This is a genomic window from Mesorhizobium sp. M5C.F.Ca.IN.020.29.1.1, assembly GCF_003997375.1.
GTDB lineage: Bacteria > Pseudomonadota > Alphaproteobacteria > Rhizobiales > Rhizobiaceae > Mesorhizobium > Mesorhizobium wenxiniae.
Genome location: NZ_RZSW01000366.1, coordinates 1 through 6,381, shown reverse-complemented (window position 1 = coordinate 6,381; position 6,381 = coordinate 1). Strand labels below are relative to the sequence as shown.

The following is a 6,381-nucleotide window of genomic DNA, read 5'->3' as shown; positions in this document are numbered from 1 at the left end:
GCGCATGTCGATCGTCTTCAGGTCGGGAAGCGCCGCCTCGGCGAAGCGCGCCGAAAGCACCGCCCTGCTATAGCGGCCTTGGCTCGCATTGACCCGGCTTTCGACCGACGGTGTCGCCGAGGCGAGCACCACCGGGAAGCCGCCGATATGGCCGCGCACCACCGCCATGTCGCGGGCATTGTAGAAGACGCGGTCTTCCTGCTTGTAGGCCGGGTCGTGCTCCTCGTCGACGACGATCAGCCCGAGTTCCCTGAACGGCAGGAACAGCGCCGAACGCGCGCCGGCAACGACGCGCACGCCACCTTCCGCCACTTGCCGCCAGACGCGCTCGCGCATCCTTGGCGGCAGGTCCGAGTGCCATTCCGCCGGTTTGGCGCCGAACCGTTCCTGGAAGCGCTCGAGGAAGGCATGGGTCAGCGCGATCTCCGGCAGCAGGATCAACCCCTGCATGCCACGGTCGAGCGCCGCCGCAACCGCCTCAAAATAGACCTCCGTCTTGCCCGATCCGGTTACCCCGTCGAGCAGCGTGACGCCGAATGCGCCGGCGGCGACATTGGTGCGCAGCATCTCGGCCGCATCGCTCTGGTCCGGCATCAGCGAAGGCTGGGCGTAATTCGGATCGGGTGCTGCGACCACCGGTCGCGGCGGGATCATAACCGTATCGAACACGCCTTGCGCTTTCAGCCCGTCGATAACGGTCGACGAGACGCCGGCGGCATGCGCCAGACCGGACCGCGTCCAGGCGAGCCCGCCTTCGGCTGTTTCCAGCACGCGCATCCTCGCACCCGTCATCCGGTCGGGTTTGGCGAAGGTCCGTTGCAGTCCTTCGATCCACGGTTCCGGGTCGAAGGCCTCCGGCGCCCGCAGCAGCATGCGCGCCACCATACCGGGTGGCGACAGCGTGTATTGCGCGATCCAGTCGACGAAGCGGCGCATGGCGCGGTCGATCGGCGGGCAGTCGAAGACCTGCTCGATCGGGCGCAGCTTTTTGGCATCGACCTTTTCGACGGCGCCGTCCCAGACGATGCCGGCGACTTGGCGCGGACCGAGCGGAACGCGCACGATCGAGCCCGGCACCACGCGCATGCCGGCGGGCACGGCATAGGTGTAGGGCCGCTCGGCGGGCATCGGCACCAACACCGGCGCGGCTGCGACAAAGGGCGAATCTTCGATCATGAGGCGTGACCTTGCCCCGAGTTTCGTCTAGATCAAAGGCCGACCCCAAATGTGCATGACATGCACATGAAAAATTCTTCAGGAGACCGTCATGAAATTTTTTGTCGACACCGCCGATGTCAAGGAAATCCGTGAGCTGAACGATTTGGGGCTGCTCGACGGCGTCACCACCAATCCCTCGCTGATCCTGAAGTCCGGCGGCAAGATCGCCGACGTCACCAGAGAGATCTGCGAGATCGTCAAGGGCCCGGTCTCGGCCGAAGTCGTCGCCACCGGATACACGGACATGATGGCGGAGGCCAAGATCCTGGCCAGGATCGCCGATAATGTCTGCATCAAGGTGCCGCTGACGCTCGACGGCCTGAGGGCCTGCAAGGACATCCGGTCGGAGGGCCGCATGGTCAATGTTACGTTGTGCTTTTCGGCCACCCAGGCGCTGCTCGCCGCCAAGGCCGGCGCCTCCTTCATCTCGCCCTTCGTCGGCCGCATCGACGACAGCGGCTGGGACGGCATGGAACTGATTGCGGACATCCGCACCATCTACGACAATTATGATTTCCAGACCGAGATCCTGACCGCCTCGGTGCGCACGGTGAACCATGTCAAGCAGGCCGCACTGATCGGCGCCGACGTCATCACCGCCCCGCCGGCGACGCTGAAGGCGCTGGTCAAGCACCCGCTGACCGACAAGGGCCTGGAGCAGTTCCTCGCCGACTGGGCCAAGACCGGCCAGAAGATCGGCTGAAATTAGAGGGTCGGCTGAAATTAAGACGCCGCGTTCCCGTAAAAAGGCCGAGCAATCGGCCTTTTTTGTGCGCGAGCAACTAGACCTCGGCGTAGCCGGAACGTCTCGATCCAGGCCGAAAAGTTTTAACCCGCCACCGTCTTGCCGTGCTTGACCAGATCCTGGGCGATCGACAGGCGCAGCAGGTCTGCTAGCTCGCGCGCCGCGCGGTTCTCGGCGTCGATTTGCGCCCGGTAGGAGGCAAATTCCTGACGGGGCCTGTCGAAGGACGACGCTATCGAGCGCCTGCCGGTCGCGATGGTCTTGCCGGTCTTGGCGTCGGTCAGCACATAATTCGCGGTCAGTGTCACCGTGCCCGCTGTCGGCTCGTCGTCATCGGTCGTGACCTGCACGGTCGCAGCGGATTCAACAAGTTCGGTAACGCCGAGATCGAGCGAATAGGCTGGCGACGCCGGCTCGCCCGCGCCCTGGCCAAGCGCGAAGATCAGATTGTTGCGGACCTGCTGGGCGTAGCGGGTGTTGACCGGCTTGACCGAGATGGACCCGAGTTCGGCGGCAGCCCCGACTTGCGAACCGGCCGACAGCGGCGCGCTCGAATAGAGCGGGCGCACCATGCAGGCCGAAACCAGCGCAACCGAAGCGACCAGGCCATACAGCGCGGTACGGCGCAGCAAATTCGCCACTTCTGTCTTCCTCGGATCAGGCAACGACATTGACGATCCTCTGCGGGACGATGATCACCTTGCGCGGTGCCTTACCTTCGAGCGCTTTCTGCACGAAGTCGAGAGCCAGAACCGCTTTTTCGACGGCACCTTGGTCCGCGTCGCGGGCAATTGTCAAATCGCCGCGTTTCTTGCCGTTGACCTGGACCGGCAGCACGATCTCGCTGTCGACGACAAGCGACGGATCATAGACAGGCCAGGGCCGTTCGGCGACCAGATCGGTGCCGCCGAGCGTCTGCCAGCATTCCTCGGCCAGATGCGGCATGACCGGCGCAATCAGATGCACGAGGATGTCGACGGCTTGCCGGCACGCAGCCTTGAGCGCCGGATCGGCCTTGCCTTCGGCCGCCTCGTTGAGCGGCGTGGCGAGCGCGTTGGCGAGCTCGTAGATGCGGGCGATGGCGCGATTGAAGGCGAGCTTTTCGATATCCTCGCCGACCGATTTCAACGCCTTGTGCGCGGCCTTGGAAACAGTTCCTGCCTCGCCCTCCTTCGCCGCTGCCGGCTGGACTGCAGCGAGCGATTCGGCAGCTGTCGACACCAAGCGCCAGATACGCTGGATGAAGCGGTGCGCGCCGGCAGCACCCTCGTCGGTCCATTCCACGTCACGCTCGGGCGGCGAGTCCGACAGCATGAACCAGCGGGCGGTGTCGGCGCCGTAGCCGTCGGTGATCTCTTCCGGGCTCACCGTGTTCTTCTTCGACTTCGACATTTTTTCGAGCGGGCCGATCACCGCCTCTTCACCGGTCGCGATTTCGATGGCCCGGCGTTTGCCGTCGACGTCCTCCAGCCGAACCTCGCTGGGCGCAAGCCAGCGGCTGTTGGAGCCACTGCCGACCCGATAGGTCTCGTGCACCACCATACCTTGCGTGAACAGGCCCTTGAATGGCTCGGCCAGATCGACATGTCCGGTCTCGCGCATGGCGCGGGTGAAGAAGCGTGAATAGAGAAGGTGCAAAATGGCGTGCTCGATGCCGCCGATATACTGGTCGACCGGCAGCCATTCGGTAGCTGCCTTGGGATCGGTCGGGTCGTTCGCCCAGGGCGCGGTGAAGCGCGCGAAATACCAGGACGAATCGACGAAGGTGTCCATTGTATCGGTTTCGCGGCGTGCATCCTTGCCGCATTGCGGGCATTTCACATGCCGCCATGTCGGATGGCGGTCGAGCGGATTGCCCGGCCGGTCAAACTCGATGTCGTCCGGCAGCCTGACCGGCAGGTCCGCCTTCGGCACCGGCACCACGCCGCAATCCTCGCAGTGGATCATCGGAATCGGGCAGCCCCAGTAGCGCTGGCGCGAAATTCCCCAGTCGCGCAGGCGGAAGTTGACCTTGCGCTCGGCCATCGGCCGATTACCGATGGTCTTTTGTTCCAGCAGCTTCGCCACCTCGTCGAACGCCTGATCAGGCTTCATGCCGTCGAGGAAGCGCGAATTGATCATCACGCCGTCGCCGACATAGGCCTCGTCGATGATCTGGAAGTTTCCCTGGTTCTCGCCTTCCGGCATCACCACCGGAATGACCGGCAGGCCGTATCTGTTAGCGAAGTCGAGGTCGCGCTGGTCACCGGACGGGCAGCCGAAGATGGCGCCGGTGCCGTACTCCATCAGCACGAAATTGGCGACATAGACAGGCAGCGTCCACGTCTCGTCGATCGGATGGACGACGCGGATGCCGGTATCGAAACCCCTCTTCTCGGCTGTCTCCAGTGCCGCCACTGAAGTGCCCATATGGCGAACCTCGTCGATGAACTTGGCCAGCGCCGGATTGCTTTCGGCCGCCTTCTTCGCCAGCGGATGATCAGCTGCGACCGCCATGAAGGAGGCGCCGAAGATGGTGTCGGGCCGCGTCGTGTAGACTTCCAGCTCATCTTCGCCGTCGACTGGAGTGGCCAGCGGCCAGCGGATCAGCAGGCCTTCCGAACGGCCGATCCAGTTCGCCTGCATCAGCTTCACTTTTTCCGGCCATTCGTCGAGGCCTTCCAGCGAGTCCAGCAGATCCTGCGCATAATCGGTGATCTTGAAGAACCACTGCGTCAGCTCGCGCTGTTCGACCAGCGCGCCCGAGCGCCAGCCGCGTCCGTCGATGACCTGCTCGTTGGCAAGCACCGTCATGTCCTCCGGATCCCAATTGACCTTGGAGGATTTGCGCGTCACCAGCCGCTTCTCGACGAAATCGAGGAACAGCATCTGCTGGCGGTGGTAGTAGTCGACATCGCAGGTGGCGAATTCGCGTGCCCAGTCGAGCGACAGACCCATGACCTTGAGCTGCTCGCGCATCGCGGCGATGTTCTGGTAGGTCCAGTCCTTGGGATGGACCTTGTTCTGCATCGCCGCGTTCTCGGCCGGCATGCCGAAGGCATCCCAGCCCATCGGGTGCAGCACGTTGAAACCCTTGGCTCGCTTGTAGCGCGCCACCACGTCGCCCATCGTGTAGTTGCGGGTATGGCCGATATGGATGCGCCCCGACGGATAAGGGAACATCTCGAGCACGTAGTATTTCGGCCGCGGGTCGTCGTTGTCAGCCTCGAACAGCTTCTTGGCGTCCCAGGCCTTCTGCCATTTGGGCTCTGATGCGCGCGGATTGTATCGTTCGGTTGCCATCGGATGGTTTTCACTTAAAAAGCAGGCGCGAACGGCCGGACAATGCCCGGCGGCTCAGGAAATGTCGTCGCGGTGTTCACCATGGATTGCCGGACCCGTCAACTGCGGCGATCCGGTAGGATAGAAACTAGGGGCAGATATAGGCATGGCGAGCGCCGTCGAACAGTTTTTCACGGTCAAGGCGAAGATCACCGCCGCCGAGCGCGGGGCAGGACGGCAAGCCGGCGCGGTGACGCTGGTCGCGGTCTCGAAGACCTTCGACGCCGCCGATATCAGCCCGGTCATCGAAGCCGGCCAGCGTATCTTCGGCGAGAACCGCGTCCAGGAAGCACAAGCCAAATGGCCGGCGCTGAAGGAAGCCTTCCCTGACATCGAACTGCATCTGATCGGTCCACTGCAATCGAATAAGGCGAAGGAAGCCGTCGCGCTGTTCGACGTCATCGAGACGGTCGATCGCGAGAAGATCGCTGCCGAACTCGCCAAGGAAATCGCCAGACAAGGCCGATCACCAAGGCTCTACGTTCAGGTTAACACCGGCTCGGAACCGCAAAAGGCCGGCATCGAACCCCGCGAAGCCGTCGCCTTCGTCACCCGCTGCCGCGACGTCCACGGCCTCGCCATCGAAGGTCTGATGTGCATTCCGCCGGCCGATGAGAATCCCGGTCCGCACTTCGCGCTGCTGGAAAAGCTCAGCACGGAGGCAGGTGTGGAGGAGCTTTCGATGGGTATGTCCGGCGACTACGAAACCGCGATCGCCTTCGGCGCGACAAGCGTCAGGGTTGGATCGGCGATTTTCGGCAGCCGTTAGCCGGTCCGGTCTGGGATGGTGATTTTGCCGAGGAGGTCAACCGTCGCTCGGATACGATGATCCGCGACATCGACCTCTAATGTACCTGCGAACATCGTTTCGGATGTGCAGAGGCGTCTGCCCAAGCCGACCGCCTGGCTAGCTTCAGTGGACCCGGCCTCGATCAGTGTCAGCGTTATTACCCTCGGCGAGATTGAACGGGGGATCGTCAAGCTGCGCAAGGTCGATCCCGAACGGGGAACACGGCTCGACCTCTGGCTGCGAGAGCTTCGGCGGGACAAGCCGACCGGATCCTTGCAGTCACTGAAGATGTCGCGTTGTCGTGGGG

At 63.3% G+C, this 6,381-nt stretch carries 5 protein-coding genes and 1 pseudogene; 3 read left to right on the top strand and 3 right to left on the bottom strand.

Annotation, left to right across the window (positions count from 1 at the left end; genetic code table 11):
- Positions 1-1,176: DEAD/DEAH box helicase (locus EOA85_RS24230; protein WP_127211451.1), on the bottom strand; the 1,176-nt coding region annotated here is incomplete at its 3' end.
- Between the two features lie 91 nt (positions 1,177-1,267).
- Between EOA85_RS24230 and fsa the strand changes: the two genes are divergently transcribed.
- A complete protein-coding gene (gene fsa / locus EOA85_RS24225) occupies positions 1,268-1,921 on the top strand; it encodes a fructose-6-phosphate aldolase (RefSeq protein ID WP_127211450.1) in 654 nt (217 codons plus the stop codon).
- 125 nt (positions 1,922-2,046) lie between these two features.
- On the opposite strand, the gene lptE is transcribed toward fsa, so the two are convergent.
- Positions 2,047-2,634: an LPS assembly lipoprotein LptE gene (lptE, locus tag EOA85_RS24220; RefSeq protein WP_127211449.1), complete on the bottom strand. Its 588-nt coding sequence runs from the start codon at positions 2,632-2,634 to the stop codon at positions 2,047-2,049.
- Positions 2,621-5,245 carry a leucine--tRNA ligase gene (gene leuS / locus EOA85_RS24215; protein WP_127211448.1) on the bottom strand — a complete coding sequence of 875 codons (2,625 nt, stop codon included), beginning with the start codon at positions 5,243-5,245 and terminating at the stop codon, positions 2,621-2,623. Before leuS ends, lptE begins: the two co-directional genes overlap by 14 nt.
- Before the next feature lie 145 nt (positions 5,246-5,390).
- Between leuS and EOA85_RS24210 the strand changes: the two genes are divergently transcribed.
- Positions 5,391-6,053 (top strand): YggS family pyridoxal phosphate-dependent enzyme, encoded by a 663-nt coding sequence (locus EOA85_RS24210; protein ID WP_127211447.1) that lies wholly within the window; start codon positions 5,391-5,393, stop codon positions 6,051-6,053.
- A gap of 147 nt (positions 6,054-6,200) precedes the next feature.
- Positions 6,201-6,381: pseudogene (locus tag EOA85_RS38190) on the top strand (hypothetical protein); the annotation flags it as partial.